The following is a 19137-nucleotide window of genomic DNA, read 5'->3' as shown; positions in this document are numbered from 1 at the left end:
GTAGGCGTATGCTGGTGTGTACAGGAGCTTTTTTTTGAATTATTTAATAGGATACAGATACAGAGAAGATGAATGAACAACTGATCAGTCATAACAAAGGAGCGCACGAGAACATGCAACAACGATCACAATTTCATAATAAACGCAAAAAGGGGTTAATCAGCCTCATTCCCCTAAACGGGCCCTGGAGAAACGTCGTGGATACGTTATCCATTATTATAGGTTCATTTTTAATCGCAGTAGCCTTTAATTTATTCCTATTACCGAATCAGATCGCTTCCGGCGGGGTGTCCGGGTTATCCATCCTGGGCAAGGAATGGCTCAATTGGGAGCCGGCCTATACGCAGTGGGCAATTAATATACCACTCCTGATTGCAGGGTTTCTGCTCATTGGCAAACAGTATGGTATCCGTTCAGTTCTCGGCAGTATTGTCCTGCCATTGTTAGTCTATCTGACGAAGGATTGGGCCATTCCAACAACGAATCCACTTCTTGGTTCACTGTATGGCGGGATCGGCGTGGGTCTGGGAATCGGCATTGTATATCGGGGTCGAGGATCAACAGGGGGCATGAGCATTCTGGCCAGAATCGTGCAGAAATACAGCGGGCTTAGTTACTCTCTCTGTGTTGTAATTATGGACGCCACCGTTATTATTATGGCTGCATTTGTATTATCGTTGGAGCAGTCTCTCTATGCGCTGATTGGGTTGTATGTTACCGGTAAAGTGATCGATGCGGTTGAGATGGGGCTCGGATTCTCCAAGGTGGCTTATATTATCTCCAACCAGACGGAAGCGATCAGCAAAGTAATTCTGGATGACCTGGATCGTGGCTTAACGAAGCTGGAGGCCAAAGGGGGGTACACCGACGATCAACGAACAGTATTGATGGTAGTGGTTGGGCAAAATGAGGTGCCAAGACTCAAAGCGTTGATCCGGTCCGTGGACGCGGGAGCTTTTGTCATTATCAGTAACGCGCACGAAGTGCTCGGCGAAGGCTTTAAGCGGGGAGAACATGTGTGAACGGGTATGAAAATAGCGAGTGAGCCATACAGGCTCATAAGTTTGAAAGTTCAAAATAAAAAGCAGGTACACCCTTCTCTGAGATAACGAAGAGGGAGTACCTGCTTTTCTTTTATTAAAAGTTCAACTTAACATTTCACATAACGGAGAGGTCGGAAATATCCTGAAGAAGTGGAGCATTCGCCTAAAAGCATTCTGAAAGAAAGCTACTTCGGAAGGCGGTTCTTTCTTGTATTGCCACCACTACAGAATCGGAGATAACAGACGGGAAATGGCTTCTTTGAAGCGGATAATCAGACTGCGTTTTTGGTATTCCTCGAGTGTCATTTCGCGCGATACATGCAGGTCGTGCTCAAAGGTCTGTACAAGTGCTGTCGCAATCGTTTCATCGTACATAAAGGCATTCACCTCAAAGTTCAACCGGAAACTGCGGTAGTCAATATTGGCGGTTCCCACGGATGCAACCAAACTGTCAATGATAAGTGTTTTAGCATGAATGAAGCCATTATCATATATAAATACTTTGGCGCCGACCTTCAACAACTCACCAATATAAGATAACGTAGCCCAATATACGAAGGCATGGTCGGGTTTATTAGGAATCATGATGCGAACATCAATGCCGGACAGACACGCGAGACGAATCGCTTCGAACACACTGGCATCCGGGATAAAATAAGGCGTTTGAATCAGAATCGAATGTTTGGCCCCATTAATCATCTTCAGATAACTGTTCTTGATATGCTCAGTCTCTGCATCTGGTCCACTAGAGACAATCTGCATGGCAGTGTGGCCCGTACCCTCGATATGAGGGAAATGTGCCGGAACATAAGGTGTGTCGTGCTGCTTGGACGCTTCATTCCAATCCAGGAGGAAACGGGTCTGCAATGCATGAACAGCATTTCCCTGAATACGCAGATGTGTGTCGCGCCAGTAACCGAATTTCGAGTTCAAGCCGAGATACTCATCACCAACATTAAATCCGCCTGTGTAACCTAGATTACCATCAATGATGACAATCTTACGGTGGTTACGGTAGTTCATACGCAAGTTGATCAGACTGAATTTGGAGGGGAAAAAGACTTCAACCAATCCGCCTGCTTCGCGCAATTCTTTGAAAAAGCGTTTCGATACCCGCCGTGATCCGAGCGCGTCATACAGCAAACGAACTTTGATGCCTTCCCGCGCTTTGCGTATAAGTGCATCCCGAATTCTTTTGCCCAGACGATCGCCTCTATAAATGTAGTATTGCACGTGCACGTGATCCTTGGCCGCTTCGATGTCGTCCAAGAGCCGCTGGAATTTATCGGTTCCGTCCGTAATGATCTCAACCGCATTATCTTCTGTCAGCAGGGCACCATTCTGTTTCAAGTTCATATAGATCATGTCTTGGCTACTCTCGGTTGCTTGGTTGCGGAAGGGGGTACGGTTATCATGCAACTGTGCGAGTTGGGCTTCAATACGTTCCTCGAGCCCAAGCTTCTTGCGTTCTTTCCACTGAAAGAGCCGGTATCGGGTCAGATTCTGACCGGTTAAAAGATAAAGTACAAACCCAAACACCGGAATAAAGTTCAAGACGAGCAGCCAAGCCCAGGAAGCGCTGGCATCCTTCCGTTCGAAGAAAACGACTGCTGCCGCAAAAATAATATTCAGGCCCAGGAGTACAATAAGTAAAATGGATTCGATATGCACTATAGTCCCCCACGTCTCATAATGACCATCATGAATCTATTCATATGTCCTTGATTAGCAGGTTAGTTATGAATGAGACCCTGATTGTAATGTTTCCTACTAATACGTATTTTAACAGAAGTATACCTGTTCGTCCTGAATGTTAAAAAGATATGTTCGGATTGGATGGAAATCCATGTGAAATTGATGATAGAGTGTTGTATTTATATAACCAGAGTCGTATAATAATACACAAATATGCATATAAGCGACGGAATTGCTGTGTTCAGGCCTCATTCATGCAAGGGCATAGCACAAGTAGCGCATACATCGAGATTGGGGGAGCGAGAGTGAATAACAAATTAAAAGTAGCAATCGTCGGTTCCACCGGCTACGGCGGGGTGGAACTGATTCGTTTTTTCCAGAACCATCCGCAGGTTGAAATCACATCAGTGATCTCATCATCGAGCAGTGGTGAGTCCATCGCAGATGGATTTCCGCATTTGACGGACGTGATTCACAGGCCACTCGACGGCGTAGATCCGGCTGAGATAGCGAGTCGTGCGGATCTGGTATTCACAGCGACCCCGTCCGGCGTAAGTGCAAAACTCGTACCAAGTCTGCTGGCAGCAGGGCTTAAGGTCATCGATCTGAGTGGCGATTTCAGACTCAAGGATGGAACAGTGTACGAAGAGTGGTACAAACATCCGGCGCCTCCAGCTGATTTGCTGGAACAAGCGGTGTACGGCATGGCTGAGGTGTATGGTGAGAAGGTGAAGGGACAGAATTTTATATCCAATCCGGGCTGTTATCCAACGGCTACCCTTCTTGGACTGATCCCTGCAGTAGAGGCAGGCTGGATTGATCCTTCTACTATTATTATTGATGCCAAATCAGGTGTATCCGGAGCAGGACGCGGAACAAGTCTGACCAACCATTATGCAGAGATGAATGAGAATTTCAAAGCCTATAAACTCAACAAACACCAACATATTCCCGAGATCGAACAAGTACTTGGCAACATAACGGGAACGCCTGTTACGGTTACCTTCACCACACATCTGGTGCCAATGACACGTGGAATCATGAGTACGATGTATGCAAAACTCGTTGGGGAACACAGCGACCGGGAGATCGTGGAGTTGTATCGCAAATATTATGAGAACAAACCTTTCGTACGTGTACGTGAACCGGGCATCTGGCCTTCTACGAAAGAAGTGTACGGATCCAACTATTGTGATATCGGATTTGCGGTGGATCCTCGCACAGGGCGTTTGACGATTATTTCGGTCATCGACAACCTGGTGAAGGGTGCATCCGGGCAAGCGATTCAAAATATGAACCTGATGATGGGATGGGAGGAAAACCTCGGGCTGAACATGACACCGGTATATCCATAAGGATTGGAATTCAAAAGGCACTGGAACATTCGATGTAAAAGTAAAGTGCATTTTCGGAGTCACTTAGGGAGATCGGATCAGGTTAAGCAGGCGGGTCATCGGCAAATAGCTGAACGCATACGGGGGATATGATATGGGAACGAATGTGGAGCAACAGAACTTTACCGTGGTTGAGAACGGAACAATTGTAACCCCTGGGGGATTCACTGCTGGTGGACTTCACTGCGGATTGAAAAAAACTTCTCGTAATGACATCGGAGCGATCCGATGTGATGTACCGGCTACAGCTGCTGCTGTGTATACAACGAATGTGTTTCAGGCAGCGCCACTCAAAGTAACGCGCGAAAGCTTGAACAACGGACGACTCCAGGCTGTTATCGTTAATAGTGGTAATGCGAATGCATGCACAGGGCAACAAGGTGAAGAAGATGCGTATGCGATGCGTTCGGCTGCTGCGCGTGAGTTGGGTGTGGCAGAAGAGGACGTGGCGGTGGCTTCCACAGGTGTCATTGGGGAATTGCTCAAAATGGATGCTGTGCATTCAGGCATTACCGGCCTTCCGGCGCATATGGGCAAGGAGTCGAATGAGGCGGAACAATTTTCACAAGCGATTCTGACAACGGATTTGGTGAAAAAGGAAGCCTGCGTCTCCGTTATGGTTAACGGCAAGACGGTTACGATTGCGGGAGCCGCCAAAGGCTCGGGTATGATTCATCCGAATATGGCGACGATGCTCGCTTTCATGACCTCTGACGCGGTCATTGGTGCAGAAGCGTTGCAGCGCCTGCTGCGCCAGGCAACCAATCACACATTTAACATGATTACCGTCGATGGGGATACAAGTACAAACGACATGCTGGTAGCCATGTCCAGTGGATATGCAGGCAATGAAGAGCTGACAACAGAGCACCCGGATTGGGACGCTTTTGCAGCCGGTTTCACCTATGTATGTCAAGTGCTGGCCAAAGCCATTGCTCGCGATGGTGAAGGAGCAACCAAACTGGTTGAGGTAGAAGTTACAGGTGCGGTAAGTGATGAATCCGCGCAAGTAATTGCCAAAACGGTCATCGGGTCCAGTCTGGTGAAATCCGCCATGTTTGGAGCGGACGCCAACTGGGGACGGATTATTGCAGCCGTAGGACGTGCAGGACAGCCGGTGAACCCGGATACGGTAAATATTCGTTTGGGAGAGATCTCGGTACTCGAACAATCTCGTCCAGTCGTTTTCGACGAAGAAGCAGCATTGGCCTATTTGCAGACGGATACGGTGCGCATTGTGGTGGATCTGCATCACGGCGAAGGAACAGCAACAGCCTGGGGCTGTGACCTGACGTATGACTACGTCCGAATTAACGCCGCATACCGTACGTGATATTTTGTATTTATTCTATTGAAGCTAACAGCTTCCCTATGAGGAGCTGTTTCGTAAATATATAGAAAATCTATATAAGGATTGAACTTTATTTGGTCTTTGAGATAACTGGCGAAGGCAGTGCAGAAGACGGAATCGATTCTGTAGAAGCGAAGCGTTCGCCTTTGTCTCCGGGTTTCCCCTTTAAAAAGGGAATCAAAAAACCTGGAGACAACAGCGATCAAAAGAACGATCCGGATTCGAAACGGTCAGCCACCGAATATCGCATCAATTAAGTGTTAAGCGTTTTAGAATATTTGAACGATAGGAGCTTGCCCCATGAATTCAACAATGCCAAACGAAAGTACCGCAACGGAAGCGAGCACAGAGAAACAGATGTTTGTCATGAAATGTGGAGGCAGTACACTGGCGGCATTGCCAGAGTCCTTCTTTGCGGATCTGCGTGATTTGCAATCTCAGGGTACGCAGCCAGTGATCGTGCATGGTGGAGGTCCTGCGATCTCGGATAACCTGGCGAAGCTTGGTATCGAAACCGAGTTCGTTAATGGCCTGCGCAAGACAACTGAACCTGTGCTGGACGTGGTGGAGATGGTGCTCGCTGGAAGTATCAACAAGCAGATCGTGCGTTTGATTCAGCGTGTGGGAGGTCGTGCACTAGGCTTGTCAGGTGTGGACGGTGGCCTGATTCAGGCCAAACCTGTTACAAACCACGCGGAGATCGGTTGGGTAGGCGATGTCACTGGTGTGAATGCAGAGATTATCCAAGGCATCGTGAACATGGGTTACATGCCGGTTATCGCGCCAGTTGGTGTGGATGCAACCGGACAACGCTACAACATCAACGCAGATACAGCTGCGGGTGCAGTGGCGTCTCATCTCGGCGTGAATCGGATGATTGTCGTGACTGACGTTCCTGGCATCATGAAGAACGTAGGCGGCGAGAAAAAAGTACTGCCATCCGTATCTGTACAGGAGATTGAGGACATGATCCAGACCGGAGAAATCTATGGCGGCATGATTCCCAAAGTGCGTGCAGCTATCGCATGTATCCATGGTCAAGTACGTGAGGTCATCATCGTAGATGGCAGCGAACCCCAGATCCTGAGCCGAGTGCTCGGCGGAGAAGTCATCGGAACAAAAATTATCCGTATGCAATAATTATTCTCAGTGCGCTAGGGTTTTAATAGTCTTATATTAAATAAAAAAATATGTGCACGGCTTTTTTTATATAAGAAATCTAATTTTACACACATAATAACGTAGGGTGCAGAACCAATCTGAAGAATAAAATTGCATAACGGAGAGGACAGAAATAACCTGAATAAGCGGAGCGTGCGCCTTTATCACAGGATTTTCCCCATTGAAGGGGAATAAAAAAAATCCAGGGATAACAGCGATCGGAAGGTTGTTCTGTCATCGAAGTGGAGTATGCAAACGTTCAAAAAATGGTTCTGCAATCGGAGTGGTCTAGTGTAAATCAGGACTCTTATATGATTGCCGTTGCACCAATCAATAAGGAGTGATATGGTCATGGCAAAAGGCAACGAACAGCCAGGTTCTGGCACAGCGGTAGCGGGCGCAGCAGCAACAGGTGCAGCGGCACAGACGGAAAGCTCACTTTTCCCGACGTATGCACGTTATCCAATCAGTCTGGTCAAAGGTAAAGGCAGCTGGCTGTGGGATGATCAGGGTAACCGTTATCTCGATTTCATGTGCGGACTCGCTGTAACCAGCCTGGGCCATGCACCGGAGAAAGTCGCAGCCAAGCTGAAAGCTCAGATTGATGAGCTGTGGCATGTATCCAACCTGTTCCAGATTCCGGGCCAGGAGAAAGCTGCAGCATTGCTCACAGCCAATACGTGCGCTGATGCCGTTTTCTTCTGTAACAGTGGTGCCGAAGCGAACGAAGCAGCTATTAAAGTGGCCCGTCGTTATCACCAGAAGGTGAAAGGTACAGATCGCTATGAAGTGATCACCTTTGCCCAGTCCTTCCATGGACGGACACTCGCAACACTTACAGCAACCGGACAGGATAAGGTGAAAGAGGGATTTTTGCCCTTGCCAGCCGGATTTGTAACTGTACCTTTGCATGACATCCCTGCACTTGAAGCGGCAATTGGACCTAAGACGGCAGCAATTATGCTGGAGATGGTTCAGGCCGAGGGCGGTGTATATCCGGTTGAACCGGAATTCGTCAAGCATGTACGGAAACTGTGTGACGAGCATGGATTGTTACTCATTGTGGATGAAGTGCAGACTGGAATGGGACGTACAGGCAAACTGTTCGCGCACGAACATTATGGCATTGAACCAGATGTGTTTACTGTCGCTAAAGGTATCGGTAGTGGTTTCCCTGTAGGCGCGATGTTGGGTAAAGGCTTCCTGCGGGATGCGTTCACGCCAGGTAGTCATGCGACGACATTTGGCGGAACACCACTTGCTTCATCCGTTGTGATTGCAACCATCGAAACGATGCTGGAAGATCGTTTGCCAGAGCGTGCAGCGGAAATGGGTGAATACCTGATGAGTTCCCTGCGGGATCGTTTGGTGGACAATTCCTTTGTGAAAGAAGTTCGTGGTTTGGGATTGTTAGTTGGTATTGAATGTGCTGAGCCGGTAGGTGATATTGTGCTTGCTGGGCAAAAACGCGGGATCTTGTTCGTCTCTGCAGGACCGAATGTGATTCGTTTGCTTCCGAACCTGTATGTGAGCAAAGAAGAGATTGACGAGGCGGTATCGCTTGTAGGCACATTGATCGAAGAGCACGTAGCGGCGAAAGCCTAACATAAAAATGAGAACCTTTCTGTCTCGGGGCCCTTACCGGCCTCGAAGCAGAATGAGATGATGAATCCCTGTAGCCGCGTGGTGAACTTGCAGAAGGTGGACATGCATAAACTTGAGAAGCACCGAGCCAAAGTGTCAACGTTGCTCTCTCTTCTGCCCATGCGGGTGCAGGGAACCGGAAATAAGGAGGACATTATACATGACAGCACAACAGACGGAAAAGATTCAGAAGATTGATCTGAGAGGCCGGGATTTTATCGAATTCACGGACTACACAGCAGAGGAAATTCGTTATCTGCTTGATCTCGCAATTGAGATTAAAGGCAAACAGAAAAGCGGTGTACCTTTTCAACCGTTGAAAGGTAAAACGATCGGCCTTATTTTTGAAAAATCATCTACACGTACACGTGTATCCTTTGAAGTGGGCATGTTCCAATTGGGCGGACATGCGCTCTTTCTGAGCAAAAATGATATCCAGCTGGGTCGCGGGGAAACAACACATGATACAGCCAAAGTATTGTCCCGCTACCTGGACGGCATCATGATCCGTACCTTTGGACACCATAATGTAACTGAACTGGCAGAGCATGCAGATGTTCCGGTTATTAACGGACTGAGCGATGCAGCGCATCCTTGTCAGGTACTGGCCGACTTCCAAACGGTGCTGGAGCATAAAGGCAAGCTTGCAGGTCTGAAAATAGCTTACATCGGAGATGGCAACAACATGGCACACTCCCTGATGCTCGGAGCAGCGAAAATGGGGATGCACGTTGCTGTAGCAACGCCAGAAGGCTATGAGCCGGATCGTGGAGTTGTGGAACAGGCACGCATTATCGCACAGGAGAGCGGTTCTGAAGTGACTGTAACCTACAGTGCACAAGAAGCAGCCAAAGATGCAGATATCGTGTACACGGATGTATGGGCAAGCATGGGCTTTGAAGAAGAGCAGAAGATTCGGGAGCAGGCATTTGCGGCATATCAAGTGGACGAGGAACTGATGAAAGGCGCAAAGCCGGACTACATGTTCCTGCACTGTCTGCCAGCACACCGCGGCGAAGAAGTGAGTGCCGGTGTAATTGACGGACCGAACTCCCTGATCTTTGATCAGGCGGAGAATCGCTTGCATGCACAGAAGGCATTAATGGCTGCGTTAATGAGCGAATAGAGGCTGTTTGCCTTTATGGGTTGATTTTAGGCTCAGATTTCGCGATGATAGATTCATCTATAATGTACTTTAAAAAGTTAATTAAATAAGAAGCTCGTAGGATTCAGTGTATGAAGGCTCTGTTTAACTTAACTGATCTTGGGGAGGACCATCACACATGGCTAAGGAAAAAATTGTACTCGCGTATTCAGGCGGGTTGGACACATCTGTAATTTTGAAATGGTTGAAAGAAACGTATGATGCAGAGATTATCGCTTTCACAGCGGATATCGGACAAAAGGACGAACTGGATGGCTTGGAGGAAAAAGCACTGGCAACAGGCGCTTCCAAAGTATACATCGACGATCTGCGTGATGAATTCGCCAAAGATTTCATCTATCCAATGTTCCAGGCAGGTGCCCTTTATGAAGGACAATACCTGCTGGGTACAAGTATCGCTCGTCCACTAATCGCTAAACGCATGGTCGATATCGCTCGTGCAGAAGGTGCTACAGCCATCGCTCACGGCGCTACGGGTAAAGGAAATGACCAAGTTCGCTTTGAGCTGAACGCGGCTGCGCTGACACCAGACATTAACGTCATTGCACCTTGGCGTCTGGAAGAATTCCGTAACCAGTTCCCGGGACGTGCCGAGATGATCGCTTATGCTGAGAAACATGGCATTCCGGTAACCGCATCTGCGGCTAAACCGTACTCGACAGACCGCAACCTGCTGCATATCAGCTATGAGAGCGGTGTGCTCGAAGATCCTTGGTTCGATCCAAGCGCGGACGAGAACAAAGACATGTTCCTGCTCAGCAGTGCACCTGAAGATGCACCAGATCAAGCAGAATATGTTGAACTGGAATTCGAACAAGGCGATTGTGTTGCACTGAACGGTGAGCGTCTGAGCCCGCTGCAAGTGATGGAGCAACTGAACGAGCTGGGTGGCAAACATGGTATTGGTCGTGTAGATATGGTTGAGAATCGATTTGTGGGTATGAAGAGCCGTGGGGTGTACGAGACACCAGGTGGAACCATCTTGTTCACCGCACATCGCAAAATGGAATCCATCACGATGGACCGTGAAGTGATGAACCTGCGTGACAGCCTGATCACACGTTACAGCACCTTGGTATACAACGGTTTCTGGTTCGCACCAGAGCGTCTTGCATTGCAAGCGCTGGTGACGGAAAGCCAGAAGAACGTAACAGGTACGGTTCGTGTGAAACTGTACAAAGGCAACATCATCGGCGCTGGCGTGAAAAGTCCTGTCAGCCTCTACAACCCGGACATCGCAACGATGGAAGCTGATCCAACGCAAGCTTACGATCAAGGCGATGCAACAGGCTTTATCCGTCTGAATGCACTGCGTCTGAAAGTGAACTCCGGTGTGGAGCAAAACAAAAACTAAGTTCAACCTGCATACTAGAGCTACACCAATATAACTGACAAGGCGGGCCGTTCTTGCACATCTGGCAGGGGCGGCTTTGTCCATGAGCGAAAGGGGAGTACTCACTGTGAGCAAGCTGTGGGGAGGACGTTTTACAAAACAAACCAATCATTTGGTTGAGGAATATACGGCATCGATCAATTTTGACAAAGCTTTGGCTGAGGAAGACATTCAGGGCAGTCTGGCCCATGTGACGATGCTGGGCAAATGTGGAATTCTTCCGGCGGAAGATGTAGAGACCATCAAAGAAGGTCTAATCACCGTTCTGCACAAAATCCGTGCGGGCGAAGTGGAATTCTCCGTATCGGATGAAGATATCCACATGAACATCGAGAAAAACCTGATCGAGACGATTGGCCCTGTAGGCGGTAAACTACATACAGGCCGTAGCCGAAACGACCAGGTTGCAACGGATATGCACCTATACCTGCGCGAGCGGGTAGTTGGCTTTGTAGGCATGCTGCATTCCTTGCAGGAAGCCCTGATTGGACAAGCCAAAGATAACCTCGATACCATCGTTCCGGGTTATACGCATCTTCAACGGGCACAGCCCATTTTGTTCGCACATCACCTGATGGCGTATGTATCCATGTTCCAACGGGATGCGGAGCGTCTGATGGACAGCTACAAACGCATTAACATCCTGCCATTGGGTGCAGGTGCGCTCGCAGGCACAACATTCCCGATTGACCGTCATTTTGTGGCGGAACAACTGGGCTTCGATGGTGTGTACGAGAACAGTCTGGACGCAGTAAGCGACCGTGACTTCATCGTTGAGTTCCTGGCAGCCGCTTCCCTCATCATGACTCACTTGTCCCGTCTGAGTGAAGAGTTGGTATTGTGGAGCAGCACGGAGTTTGGATTCGTTGAACTGGACGATGCGTTCTGCACAGGCAGCAGTATTATGCCTCAGAAGAAAAACCCGGACGTTCCTGAACTCGTTCGTGGTAAAACAGGACGTGTGTACGGCAACCTGATTGGTTTGCTGACAGTATTGAAATCTCTTCCACTGGCATACAACAAAGACATGCAGGAAGACAAAGAAGGTATGTTTGATACTGTAGCCACGCTGGAAGGTGCATTGCAACTGTTCGCTCCAATGATAGCAACAATGACAGTGAACAAGGATCGTATGCGTCAAGCGGTCAACCAGGATTTCTCCAACGCTACGGATATTGCCGACTTCCTCGTGGGCGAAGGTTTACCTTTCCGTCAGGCGCATGAAGTGATTGGTAAAACGGTGCTGTACTGCATCCAGAACAGCAAGTATTTGCTGGATCTGACGATTGATGAATTCAAGCAGTTCTCACCACTGTTCGATGACCGGATCTATGATGTGTTGCAACCGGAAGCAGTAGTGAACGCTCGTAATGTGTACGGTGGAACAGCCTCGGGTCAAGTTGCTGAAGCCATTGCACGCAGTGAGAAGGTACTGGAGATCACCGAGCAATGGATTACAAACCGCGGTTAATACCAAGGTTACGATAGTATCGTACAGATACGACAGTACAATAAAGAAGCAGGCCAGAGAACTTTGTTCTCAACGGCCTGCTTTTTGTGTTTTACAGCAAGGTGATGAAGATCATTCCAACTCCATAGCAACGGAAGATTGTTATGTCAGCGTAATACCGTCTTTATTGTCTGAAGGGGCCATTAATGCCCTACTAATCGCGCTTGGGCAAAGGCAACCATTTCAATACATCCTGGATCTTGGTATCCCAGTAGCCCCATTCATGTTCACCAGGCCCTTCCTCGTACGTCAACTCGAAGTTGGTTTGTTCACAGGCTTTACGGAACGTTTGATTATCCTCATACAGGAAATCTTCCGTTCCGCAACATTGGTAGAGCAGAGGTCGCGGGCTTTCGCCAGATTGATTTTCTTTTAACAGATGGATCAGATCGTTCTTTGTACCTGTCACATCGGGTCCGAAAATCCGCTGTAACTCCGTCTGCTGTAATGCTGAGGATGCGTTTCTATCCATATGAGCAGACATATCGAGTGCTCCGGACAAACTTGCAGCTGCCGCGTATTGATCCGGTTTGCGAAGGGCCAGCTTAAATGCACCATATCCACCCATGGATAAACCGGCGACATAGTTATCCTCGCGTTGATGCGACAGGGGGAAGAAAGAGCGAGCGAGTGTTGGCAGTTCCTCGCTGATAAACGTCCAGTACTTTCCTCCTTCCACCATATCCGTATAGAAGCTGCGATGTACCTGTGGCATAACAACAGCGATCCCGAGGTTGGCGACATAACGTTCAATGGAAGTCCGGCGCAGCCAGATGGAATCATCATCAGACAGACCGTGCAAGAGGTACAGGGTTGGATGAAGTCCTTTACCGGTTACATTCTCCATACCGATCTGATTGTGGGTTTGTTGCGGCAGAATGACATGCATGCTGGTGCTCAATCCAAGTGTATCCGAGTAAAAATCACATTTAATAAGTGCCATGAGTAAAAGAAACCCCTTTCATATTTTGATTGACCGATTGTCCTGACTAAAGAGATAGATGGGAGTTAGAATCCCTAATGGCTTTTAAGTGCCTATATTTAACAGGTTATACGTTATGCCCATCCAATGCAATAACAAGATCCACTCTAGGAAACCTTGCATGAGTATGCCCGAATCATATGTTGTTCAACAAATTAACTCACAGGAGTGGAATGGTTTATTGGAGGAATGATCAACTATTTTGCTACTCAGTTTACAACGTAACAATGTTATGTTACACTCATTTCAATATAAAGGGGGCCCCTATATGACGGATGATTTGATCTCCAAAAAAGAATTGCTGGACCTGACAGGAATCTCATACGGCCAGCTATACCGCTGGAAACGGAAAAATCTCATTCCGGAAGAGTGGTTTATTCGGAAGTCGTCCTACACCGGACAAGAGACCTTTTTTCCCAAACAACAGATTTTACTGCGCATTGACAAGATTCTCAATATGAAAGACGGATTATCGCTGGATGAGCTGGCGGACGTGTTCTCACCTACGTTGGGTGACGTGGAGATGTCTGCACAACAACTGCTAGAGCGAAACATTGTTTCACAAATCTCGCTGGATCTGTTGAAAGAGGCAGGTCGAGAACAATCGCTGTATGCTTTGGAGCAGATTATGATGATCTACGTCCTTGATAAGCTGTTAATGAGCGGAGATATTACGCGGCAAGAGGGTGCGTTGCTGATCGAAGTGATGTCCGAACATTATTATCGTTTCACAGGCAAACCCAGCGAGCTCGTGCTTATTCGCAAGATGGGTGTTCCTTCATTCATGCTGATTGCAGCAGGAACGGAGTTTTATTTTGACAATGGTGTGAAAGTGGTTCTTAGGCAGTCGATGGGAACATTTATGGAAGAATTAAAACTCAAATTGGGATAGGGAGAGGATCATCTATGGAAGAGCGGAATAAGCGGAATGATCTCAATGTGGCAGGCATAAGTCAAACGGCAGGCGGGAATTTTCACCGTGTATCTATTGATGGCATGGCTAAGGTGAACGGCAACCTGGACTGCACCTCTATGGAAGTGAATGGAACATTGAAGATGCACGGCGCTTTGAACTCCGAGAGTGCAACGATTAACGGCATGTGCACGTTGAATGGCCCTTTGACCAGTTCTCGTGTTCGTGTGGATGGCATGACGACAATTAACGGAGATCTCCATAGCCCAGAGATTGAAGTGAACGGGAAGTGTACCGTACGCGGAAGAGTGGATGGGGAACGAATGGATATTGGCGGTGTAATCGATATTGAAGGCGATGTGCAATGTGAGTCCCTGAATGTACAGGGCAATATCAAGATCAGCGGCTTACTGAATGCGGGAACTGTGGAGATCAGGCTTCACACCTCTTCTTCGGCTAAAGAGATTGGCGGAGAGCGTATCGATATTCGTCGCAAGGAGCAACAGAATGGATTTTGGAAAAGTATTGGCCTGGGCGGGACTCCTTCATTTAAAACATCCTTAATTGAGGGCGATGAGATCGTGCTGGAAGATACCGAAGCTGATATTGTGCGGGGAAGCAACATTCATATCGGTCGTGGCTGTAACATCAGGCTGATCGAGTACTCAGGTGAACTCGAGGTTGATCAGGATGCCAAGGTGGGCAGCAGTCAGCGAATTTAAAGTTTGATTTGGAGAGAAAGGGATGGGATGGACATGAATAACAATCCGGGGCGTTCATTGGACAAAAAAATGGATATCAGCATCGTTGGTGATGGCAGTTCTTCTGGTGGCGTGTACGGCAAGGTCAAGGTCGTAGGGGACGCGTCTTTTACCGACAATCTATCTTGTGATCGATTCAAATGTACGGGTACATCCGTCATATACGGATCGCTTGGATCCACAGATATTAAAATCACGGGAACCCTTACTCTGACAGAGCGAGTGGCCAGCAACGAAGGTGAGGATGACATCCAGGCTTCTGGCCTGCACATCAAAGCTGAGCATATAAAAGTGGTCGGTGAGCTTCATCTGTCAGGGGATTGTCAGGCGGAAAATATCAAGCTGAACGGACGGCTGACAATAGCGGGGATGCTCAGCGCTGAACACATGACACTCAAAATCATGGGTCCATCCGAGGTCAAGGAAATGGGCGGTTCCATCATCTCGGTGAAGAGTGGCCGGTTGAATGACTTGTTTACGGGGAATAAGTCGATTCTCAAGGTACAGATCATCGAAGGTGACGACATTGAATTAGAGAATACGGAGGCCGAGATTGTGCGTGGCGATAAAATAAAAATCGGTCCAGGCTGCCGGATTGGCACAGTGGAATATCGTTCATCTCTGCAAGTTCATCCGCAATCGGAAGTTTTGCTGCAAAGCAATCGGTCCTTGGACTGATTAACGAAAACTTCTTTTCGGATATACTAATGCAGTCATATGAATAGAGCGTGAATGGAGAGATTGAGTACAATGGTTGCACGTAAAAACAGTATTGGATTGGTGCTGGCAGGGTTATTGCTCAGCATACTAATGGCTTCGATGGATAACACCATCGTGGCGACAGCTATGGGGGATATTGTCGGGAAGCTGGGTGGGCTCGACAAGTTCGTCTGGGTGACCTCCGCGTACATGGTGGCTGAGATGGCGGGGATGCCAATCTTCGGTAAGTTATCCGATATGTATGGACGTAAAAAGTTTTTTGTATTTGGTATTATTGTATTTATGCTTGGCTCAGCACTGTGCGGAACGGCAACGTCTATTGTGGAATTGACGATGTACAGAGCGATTCAAGGTATTGGTGCGGGGGCCCTGGTGCCGATTGCCTTTACGATCATGTTTGATGTCGTTGCACCAGAATCTCGTGGTAAATTGGGTGGATTGTTTGGAGCGGTCTTTGGCCTGTCCAGCGTATTTGGACCACTGCTCGGTGCTTACATTACCCAATATGCGACATGGGAATGGGTATTCTATATCAACCTGCCGCTAGGCTTGATTGCATTTGTGTTTATTGCATTTTTCTACAAAGAGTCTCATCAGCATCAATCCCAACAGATTGACTGGCTGGGTGCTGTAACACTGATCGGTGCTGTTGTATGCCTGATCTTTGGTCTGGAACTGGGCGGCAAAACATTTGCGTGGGATTCGTGGCAGATTCTTGGTTTGTTTGCCGGATTTGTAGCATTAGCGTTGCTCTTCCTTTTTGCAGAAACAAAAGCCAAAGAACCAATCATCTCCTTCGGCATGTTCCGCAACCGGGTCTACTGGTCCAGTAACGTTATTGGTATGTTCAGTGGTGCGGCGTTCATTACAGCATCCGTCTACATTCCGATCTTCATACAGGGGGTACTTGGTGGTAAAGCGACCAACTCCGGTCTCGTGCTTTTACCGATGATGCTGGGGTCCGTTGTGACGGCATCCCTGGGCGGGGTGCTGATGACCAAAATCAAATATCGCAATATCATGATTCCTACGTTGGCCTTGCTTGTCATTGGACTTGGATTGCTGACTACACTGGATGAGGGTTCTTCCCTTTGGACGATACGGATTTACATGGTGATGGTTGGTCTGGGTGTCGGTGCTTCGTTCTCGGTACTCAGCAATGCAGCCATGAACGCATTTGAACCGCAACGACGCGGAGCAGCAAGCTCCACGCTTAACTTTTTGCGGTCACTCGGCATGACGATGGGGATTACGATCTTTGGTATCGTACAGAGCCAGGTATTTACACGTAAAATGAATGATGCCCTTTCTGCTGGTTCAGCTGCGGATGCAGGTGGTGCCTCCGCGGGTGGTATGCCTCAGGGAATGGATCTGACCGATCCACATGCATTACTGTCACCAGAACTCAGACAGGCGATTCCCCCTCAGGTGCTGGATACTATCACACATGCCCTGTCTTCTTCCATCGTGCAGTTATTTGCCTGGGCTGTGATTCCGGCTGCACTCGCGTTGGTCGCTTCCTTCTTCATGGGAAAAGAGAAGATGGTCGTAGGCGAAGAGCAAGGCGAATACACAGGCGGTCACTAAGCCGTTATACAGCTAACTGTAAGTTGCGGTACATCGGCTAATCGTAGTTTATTACAACTCGAATAACCTATCTCCTATCTTAAACCATAAAAAGGCACACTTCTGGCGTATCCGCAAAAGGGACGGGAAGTGTGTCCTTTTGCTTTGTAGGATCAGCTTATCCTTGAATGATTGAATTTACAGCTGGAGCCTAAGGCTGTTTCGTATCGCTAATCCCGTCCTCGACTACAGAGGGTTCCTGTGGATCAGGCATGCTGCTATGACCGGAGCGTGCAATCAGACGATTCTGAGCTTTGTACGTATCCCGTGTAATCGTTTTGGATTCAACCACTTTGCCGTCGACACTCTTGGTTCGTACCGTCTCCACAATATATCCAGGCTGTCCGTCTTGCAGCACCTGCTGGGCACCATCAGGCAGTACCGCACTAGATACATATTTCACTGGAACACTTAATGTTTCAATGGTACGGGATTCAAGTGCATAGCTGACGTTCTCGGGGAATGTGCCGAAAAATTTCACCATCAATTGGTGGTTCTTCACCTCTGCATGGATCAGCAAAGACTTACCCGTATTATTCTTGAAGCGAAAGTTGATGGCTCCCGAGGCAAAGGTGGCATCCAGTCCTTTTGGCAAATATTTGACCGGCAGGGAGTGGTTGCGACGCTCAATAATATCGAGACCTGTCAATAGCGCTGCGTTATACACTGTACTGGATACCTGACAGATTCCCCCGCCAATGCCGGGAGTTAGTCTTCCATTAACAATGACTGGCGCCTCACGAAACCCATAATCCTTCTCCGCTTTACGGACGACCTTCTCATAATCGAATGTGGCATCTGGTGGCAAAATCATGCCGTTAATCGCTTCCGCCGCTGCGCTGACATTATGTATCCGGCCTTCACTGCTATTGCCCAGACCCGTGGAGAACTGGATGATCTTTCGGTCAATGCCTTCCTGGCGTAGCGAATCAAGGGTTACTTCAGGCTTCAGCGTATGCAGTGGTACCTGGATCAGCAATGGGGCGGGTTTCTCATTCGGGCTCAGTACACTGAAATCCCTGTGCAGCTTTGTTTGAATGAGATTTGTGAGTGTATTCCAATCAATCCGGCGAACGCCTTTTTCCGGGATGTACTGGACTTTGTCACTTGCGGTAATGCGGCGAACAGCGTCCGCAGGTGTACCGAAGGTTTCTTTTTCCCAGGCAGGGCTGAGATGCTCTTGAAGTGACCGTGAGTCGTAGCTCATATCGAGAGAGAACTCTTTCGGAAAATGATAACGTGCATAAGCGCGTTCCCACAGGTTACCTTCCTCCAACTGCCGGATCGCGGCTTTCAGGCTGTTAATGTTGTAGCTCACCCCCACCTGAGCTGCGGTATACGTCATCGTCTGGGGGTCGGGTTCAGCCACTTCCAAGGTGACAGGCCAGTCCTCCAGCTTTTGGATTTGTTCATGCACTTCATGCAACAGGTTTTTGCGGTTCTTTCCCTCTACCAGCATGCCACCAACGTGAACATCTTTGGGCACGGCAGGTTGATTCACGTACATATACAGCAATCCATAAGACGCGGAGCCGATCAAGAGGATGGAGAATAGAACAATGACCGTCACATGTATTTTTTTCATAACCGTACGCTCCTTTATACTTCTGTTGTTCCGCACTTTGTAACACTTTCTATATATATGATCCAATGCAGGAAAACTTTCGGGTACTCAATAGGTAACAAATTTGTTACAATAAACTTCATATGAATCCATGCTTCACCAACGAAACAGGGACGAAGTGGATTTTTTCCTGATGAAATTCAGGTCTTTTTAAA

Annotated in this window: 16 protein-coding genes; 13 read left to right on the top strand and 3 right to left on the bottom strand. The window is 48.1% G+C overall.

Annotated elements, in window-relative coordinates; translation table 11 throughout:
* Positions 1-113 precede the first annotated feature (113 nt).
* Positions 114-1022 carry a YitT family protein gene (locus ABTV53_RS25480; RefSeq protein WP_433747762.1) on the top strand — a complete coding sequence of 303 codons (909 nt, stop codon included), beginning with the start codon at positions 114-116 and terminating at the stop codon, positions 1020-1022.
* A gap of 243 nt (positions 1023-1265) precedes the next feature.
* Here the strand turns inward: ABTV53_RS25480 and cls are convergent, their stop codons facing one another.
* Positions 1266-2714 (bottom strand): cardiolipin synthase, encoded by a 1449-nt coding sequence (gene cls, locus ABTV53_RS25475; protein WP_421895675.1) that lies wholly within the window; start codon positions 2712-2714, stop codon positions 1266-1268.
* Positions 2715-3043: 329 nt separating this feature from the next.
* Between cls and argC the strand changes: the two genes are divergently transcribed.
* From argC to argH, 8 genes are all read left to right on the top strand, one after another.
* Positions 3044-4093 carry an N-acetyl-gamma-glutamyl-phosphate reductase gene (gene argC / locus ABTV53_RS25470; protein ID WP_433747759.1) on the top strand — a complete coding sequence of 350 codons (1050 nt, stop codon included), beginning with the start codon at positions 3044-3046 and terminating at the stop codon, positions 4091-4093.
* A 133-nt stretch (positions 4094-4226) separates the two neighbouring features.
* Positions 4227-5465 carry a bifunctional glutamate N-acetyltransferase/amino-acid acetyltransferase ArgJ gene (gene argJ / locus ABTV53_RS25465; RefSeq protein ID WP_433747757.1) on the top strand — a complete coding sequence of 413 codons (1239 nt, stop codon included), beginning with the start codon at positions 4227-4229 and terminating at the stop codon, positions 5463-5465.
* Positions 5466-5557: 92 nt separating this feature from the next.
* On the top strand, positions 5558-5740 hold the full coding sequence (locus ABTV53_RS25460) for a hypothetical protein (RefSeq protein WP_421895666.1): 183 nt from the start codon (positions 5558-5560) through the stop codon (positions 5738-5740).
* A 43-nt stretch (positions 5741-5783) separates the two neighbouring features.
* Positions 5784-6623 (top strand): acetylglutamate kinase, encoded by an 840-nt coding sequence (gene argB / locus ABTV53_RS25455; protein ID WP_433747754.1) that lies wholly within the window; start codon positions 5784-5786, stop codon positions 6621-6623.
* Positions 6624-6995: 372 nt separating this feature from the next.
* Positions 6996-8249: an aspartate aminotransferase family protein gene (locus ABTV53_RS25450; RefSeq protein WP_433747751.1), complete on the top strand. Its 1254-nt coding sequence runs from the start codon at positions 6996-6998 to the stop codon at positions 8247-8249.
* Positions 8250-8448: 199 nt separating this feature from the next.
* The gene (argF, locus tag ABTV53_RS25445; protein ID WP_433747749.1) at positions 8449-9414 is read left to right on the top strand and encodes an ornithine carbamoyltransferase; all 966 of its coding nucleotides are present in this window, start codon (positions 8449-8451) and stop codon (positions 9412-9414) included.
* Between the two features lie 157 nt (positions 9415-9571).
* On the top strand, positions 9572-10807 hold the full coding sequence (locus ABTV53_RS25440; protein ID WP_017692004.1) for an argininosuccinate synthase: 1236 nt from the start codon (positions 9572-9574) through the stop codon (positions 10805-10807).
* A 106-nt stretch (positions 10808-10913) separates the two neighbouring features.
* Positions 10914-12317, top strand: coding sequence for an argininosuccinate lyase (gene argH, locus ABTV53_RS25435; protein WP_433754343.1), 1404 nt, complete (start codon positions 10914-10916; stop codon positions 12315-12317).
* A gap of 193 nt (positions 12318-12510) precedes the next feature.
* Here argH and ABTV53_RS25430 read toward each other — a convergent pair whose 3' ends face one another.
* Positions 12511-13299, bottom strand: a complete 789-nt coding sequence (locus ABTV53_RS25430; RefSeq protein ID WP_433747747.1) for an alpha/beta hydrolase — start codon at positions 13297-13299, stop codon at positions 12511-12513.
* Between the two features lie 307 nt (positions 13300-13606).
* Between ABTV53_RS25430 and ABTV53_RS25425 the strand changes: the two genes are divergently transcribed.
* From ABTV53_RS25425 to ABTV53_RS25410, 4 genes are all read left to right on the top strand, one after another.
* Positions 13607-14230, top strand: coding sequence for a YhbD family protein (locus ABTV53_RS25425; RefSeq protein WP_433747744.1), 624 nt, complete (start codon positions 13607-13609; stop codon positions 14228-14230).
* 14 nt (positions 14231-14244) lie between these two features.
* Positions 14245-14973 (top strand): polymer-forming cytoskeletal protein, encoded by a 729-nt coding sequence (locus ABTV53_RS25420; protein ID WP_433747741.1) that lies wholly within the window; start codon positions 14245-14247, stop codon positions 14971-14973.
* A gap of 33 nt (positions 14974-15006) precedes the next feature.
* Entirely contained in the window at positions 15007-15690 is a 684-nt protein-coding gene (locus ABTV53_RS25415) for a hypothetical protein (protein ID WP_433747738.1), read from the top strand.
* Positions 15691-15762: 72 nt separating this feature from the next.
* Positions 15763-17319 (top strand): DHA2 family efflux MFS transporter permease subunit, encoded by a 1557-nt coding sequence (locus ABTV53_RS25410; RefSeq protein WP_433747736.1) that lies wholly within the window; start codon positions 15763-15765, stop codon positions 17317-17319.
* Positions 17320-17509: 190 nt separating this feature from the next.
* Here ABTV53_RS25410 and ABTV53_RS25405 read toward each other — a convergent pair whose 3' ends face one another.
* The gene (locus tag ABTV53_RS25405; protein WP_433747733.1) at positions 17510-18943 is read right to left on the bottom strand and encodes a VanW family protein; all 1434 of its coding nucleotides are present in this window, start codon (positions 18941-18943) and stop codon (positions 17510-17512) included.
* Positions 18944-19137 lie beyond the last annotated feature (194 nt).

The organism is Paenibacillus amylolyticus (assembly GCF_050990605.1).
In the GTDB taxonomy this organism is placed as follows: Bacteria; Bacillota; Bacilli; order Paenibacillales; family Paenibacillaceae; genus Paenibacillus; species Paenibacillus amylolyticus_H.
Note: the sequence above shows the minus strand (reverse complement) of the source record. Positions and strands in the feature narration are given on the sequence as shown.

Excerpts from the sequence above, each read along its gene's own strand:
- ABTV53_RS25415 (WP_433747738.1), top strand. The coding sequence starts at position 15,007 with ATGAATAACAATCCGGGGCGTTCATTGGACAAAAAAATGGATATCAGC.
- ABTV53_RS25440 (WP_017692004.1), top strand. The coding sequence starts at position 9,572 with ATGGCTAAGGAAAAAATTGTACTCGCGTATTCAGGCGGGTTGGACACA.
- argB (WP_433747754.1), top strand. The coding sequence starts at position 5,784 with ATGAATTCAACAATGCCAAACGAAAGTACCGCAACGGAAGCGAGCACA.
- ABTV53_RS25410 (WP_433747736.1), top strand. The coding sequence starts at position 15,763 with ATGGTTGCACGTAAAAACAGTATTGGATTGGTGCTGGCAGGGTTATTG.
- ABTV53_RS25425 (WP_433747744.1), top strand. The coding sequence starts at position 13,607 with ATGACGGATGATTTGATCTCCAAAAAAGAATTGCTGGACCTGACAGGA.
- ABTV53_RS25430 (WP_433747747.1), bottom strand. The coding sequence starts at position 13,299 with ATGGCACTTATTAAATGTGATTTTTACTCGGATACACTTGGATTGAGC.
- argF (WP_433747749.1), top strand. The coding sequence starts at position 8,449 with ATGACAGCACAACAGACGGAAAAGATTCAGAAGATTGATCTGAGAGGC.
- ABTV53_RS25405 (WP_433747733.1), bottom strand. The coding sequence starts at position 18,943 with ATGAAAAAAATACATGTGACGGTCATTGTTCTATTCTCCATCCTCTTG.
- ABTV53_RS25450 (WP_433747751.1), top strand. The coding sequence starts at position 6,996 with ATGGCAAAAGGCAACGAACAGCCAGGTTCTGGCACAGCGGTAGCGGGC.
- ABTV53_RS25420 (WP_433747741.1), top strand. The coding sequence starts at position 14,245 with ATGGAAGAGCGGAATAAGCGGAATGATCTCAATGTGGCAGGCATAAGT.
- argJ (WP_433747757.1), top strand. The coding sequence starts at position 4,227 with ATGGGAACGAATGTGGAGCAACAGAACTTTACCGTGGTTGAGAACGGA.
- ABTV53_RS25480 (WP_433747762.1), top strand. The coding sequence starts at position 114 with ATGCAACAACGATCACAATTTCATAATAAACGCAAAAAGGGGTTAATC.